This is a genomic window from Vulcanisaeta sp., from assembly GCF_049966235.1.
Taxonomy (GTDB): domain Archaea; phylum Thermoproteota; class Thermoprotei; order Thermoproteales; family Thermocladiaceae; genus Vulcanisaeta; species Vulcanisaeta moutnovskia.
The window spans coordinates 1-3390 of sequence record NZ_JBMFVA010000043.1 but is presented as its reverse complement, the minus strand read 5'-3'; the positions used below and the strand labels follow the sequence as shown (position 1 = coordinate 3390).

Sequence of the window (3390 nt, the reverse complement as noted above, 5' to 3'; positions counted from 1 at the left end):
CCTCAGGAATAATGCGATGATTAGGTGGAACTATAATGATACGAATCCAAGCGACGGTTATGGCCTGGATCCGATATTCAACGTTGTGGCTAGGAACTGGAAGCCGTCGAATACAGTAACAAGTACATCTGGCGTCTCGTATTATTCCTACGTCATGGTTCGTGAGGTAAACGATATAGACCTGCCCTCGGTAGCGATACCATTGCTTGCTAAGGTCCCTGTGAGCCCATACATAGCGGCCTCCGTTGGCTTGTCATCGCAGTCGCAGTACTTATCCGCGACGGATGTGTCTATACTACTTAAGAATCAGGGAGCGGGCACTATTTATGCTAATTACTATTATACGCCGGTTAAGTATCAGTGGGGTTCGGGTAGTTATTACATACCTGCGACGTACATATACGTGTCGGTAAGTTAGGCGGTTCGTGATGAGATTCTTACTTAAAAGTTTGGTGCTGGTTTCTTATTGCTTTACTCTTATCGATTAAGGTTGGTCATTGTGTTGTGGCGTAATGTTTATATTCAGGAATAGAAAGGTAAAAAGTTGAGGTGGTATGAGGATTGGCGTTTTAATGGTCGTTGCGTTATTTGTTTTTATGGCGTTAGGGTATATTGGCATGGTCGCTCACGCTAAGACCATATATGTCCCTAACGATTATGGCTCCATCCAGGAGGCGATAAATGCTGCTGAGCCTGGGGATACCATTGTAGTTAGGGCCGGGGTTTATGTTGAGAGTGTTGTTGTGAATAAGAGTGGTTTAGTTATCATCTCTGAGGGTGGCGTAGTTGTTAGGTCTAGTGGTGCTGATACCGTATTTAATGTGATGGCTAGTAACGTGTCTATAGTGGGTTTTACGATAGTGGGTGGTTGGGATGGTATTTGGTTACATCCTCAGGCTGATCGATGTGTCATTGTTAATAATACCGTGGTTGGTAATTATCATGGTGTGGTTGTGCAATCATCGTACAATGTTATACGTGGTAATACCATATCGAATAATGTCTTTATGGGGATAGATATTGTTGGTTCGAGGGGTAATTTGGTGGTTGGGAATAGGCTTGTTAATAATAGTGATGGTATTTCTATTCTATCTGACTCGATTAATAATACGATATTGGGGAATGAGTTTGTTAATAATACGTACGGGCTATTCCTAGGCTCCTATGCTAGGGGTAATGCCATTGTTAACAATAGCTTTACTAACGATGGATTAGCGGCGTTAGGTCCTGGCAATTATATACGTGGTAATGTGGTTAATGGAAAGCCCCTAATTTACCTTGAGGGTGTTGCTAACGTGGTTGTGCATTATGGTGGGCAGGTTATTATTATCAACTCTAGGAATGTGGCTGTTACGGGGCTTAATGTTAGTAATGTTGTTGTCGGTGTGTTGGCCATTAATGTGACGGGCTTGAGGGTAATGAATAACACGATAGTTAATGCTAGGTATGGTATGGAATTAATTAATTCAAGTTATGTAACGGTTGCGAATAATAGGATAATCGCAGGATCCCTTAGGAAGGGCATTGTCGGTGTTGATGGGGCCGGGCTAAGTCATTGCTCGATAATTGGAAACGATGTTCGGTCGTACGAGTCTGGGGTTTACCTTGATTGGGTTAATAAATGCGTCATAGGGTATAATCGTCTTGTTAGTGATGGGAATGGAATTGAGGTATATGATTCCAGGGATAACGTAATAATAGCCAATGAGGTACTCAATAGTAGCTTATTTTACGGTATTGCCATAGGTGAGTCCACATTGAACACGGTGGTTTATAACAAGGTCGTAGGTACTGAGTACGTATGTGGTATCGAGCTGCTCGATTCGTACAATAACACGCTTTACCTCAATAGCATCATCGGCACCGAGCAAAGTGTTTGCGTTGACTGGTTATATCTGAGTGGTGAGGGTCTCACAAACACTTGGCATTCACCCAACGAGATTGAGTATGTGTACGGCGGTAAGGTTCACACGGGTTTCCTCGGTAATTACTGGGGTGATCATGGCGTTGATAAGGATGGTGATGGTGTGGCGGATAGCCCTTACGTGGTCGATGAGAACAATGTGGATTATTACCCATTGGTGGCTCCGGCATGGTACTATGGCGTTATGGTGGAACCTGGAACTTACTATACGGAGACGGCGGTTCTTAAGGCTAATGAGATGCATGTTTTCATTACACCACCGTCTGTGCTTAAGCAATTTGGCGTAAGCTCCATCAAAGTTACTGCAGTTAATGATATGCAGGTGAATATTATCTTGGAACGTGTCCGTGAGGATAACGTATTGGGTAATGCAGACTTTGTGCTATCCTCGGTCAAGATCACAATAATTAATTCGAGCAATATCGCCGATATTTCGGTGGTATTCGCCATAAGCAAGTTGATCAATCCGGCGAGTATCGTCATTGTGATGAGGACGAGTAACGGGATTTCATACCTAACCCATACAATGATTTATCAGGACAGCAATTACTACTACCTGGAAACCCATCTGCCTAGTTCCGGCTTCGTCTATGTAATTATTAAGCCAATACCCAAGTTTCACATGACGTTTAGGCATATGAGGATTACGGTCATAATTTAAGATGACCTCGAGGGTATTGATGAGAATAACTCACGTAAATCGTGCAATTTTAGCCTATTCTTTATGATCATTACTTAACGGATGGCAATCGCCTGATCCATACATGGCTCTTGGTACTGTAATACTTACTATCGTGCCTACGGTCACAGCCAAAGCGGCGCAAATGAGGTAGCCGTTGATTAGGACTGGAAATGGCGTCAGCACGTAGAGATAGTTCTCATGTTGCATGATCGTGGATTGAATTACTAATATTGGTTCTACATGTGTTATGATTATTACAGAATTGTTGCTGGGTACAGCAGCCACTAGGCCATATATTACCAGCGATTGCGGATTCGCCTTGTCGACTGGCATCTCAATAATCGTTATGTTGATGGGATATCCATATACGTTGATCGTTTTTGTGAAACATGCCAGTTACTGCGGTATTGCTGCTTAGGCTTATCTCGTTTTGGTAGTAGATTATGTATAGTATTGAGAATAGGTCGGTTAGGCAGGCTACGCCATCATTAATACGGATGCAAAAGGATTACTTAAATGCCCTCAATTGGTTAAGCGTGGATCCGTAATTGTGAAGTTAGGTTTAAAATGCTTTGTGTATAGGTGTTGGTCGGTATGGCGATTAGGGAGGGTGATATCATTGTTGTTACTTCGCCCTACATACCTGGTTATAGGGTTGTCAAGGTACTTGGTGTTGCCTTGGGTATTACCGTCAGGTCTAGGGGTATTGGCGGTAGGTTTCTTGCTGGTTTGAGGGCTTTGGCTGGTGGTGAGATTAAGGAGTTCACCGAGTTGGCTGAGCAGG

At 43.2% G+C, this 3390-nt stretch carries 4 protein-coding genes; 3 read left to right on the top strand and 1 reads right to left on the bottom strand.

The genetic code is table 11. From position 1 onward, the window contains the following. Nucleotides 1-418, top strand: a 418-nt coding sequence (locus tag ACP5L5_RS11475; protein ID WP_428763939.1) for a hypothetical protein, incomplete at its 5' end; no start/stop codon positions are given. Between the two features lie 136 nt (nt 419-554). Next, entirely contained in the window at nt 555-2585 is a 2031-nt protein-coding gene (locus tag ACP5L5_RS11470) for a NosD domain-containing protein (protein WP_428763938.1), read from the top strand. Nucleotides 2586-2639: 54 nt separating this feature from the next. Here ACP5L5_RS11470 and ACP5L5_RS11465 read toward each other — a convergent pair whose 3' ends face one another. Continuing rightward, a complete protein-coding gene (locus ACP5L5_RS11465; RefSeq protein WP_428763936.1) occupies nt 2640-2939 on the bottom strand; it encodes a hypothetical protein in 300 nt (99 codons plus the stop codon). Nucleotides 2940-3200: 261 nt separating this feature from the next. Between ACP5L5_RS11465 and ACP5L5_RS11460 the strand changes: the two genes are divergently transcribed. Then, nucleotides 3201-3390, top strand: a 190-nt coding sequence (locus ACP5L5_RS11460; RefSeq protein ID WP_428763935.1) for a heavy metal-binding domain-containing protein, incomplete at its 3' end; no start/stop codon positions are given.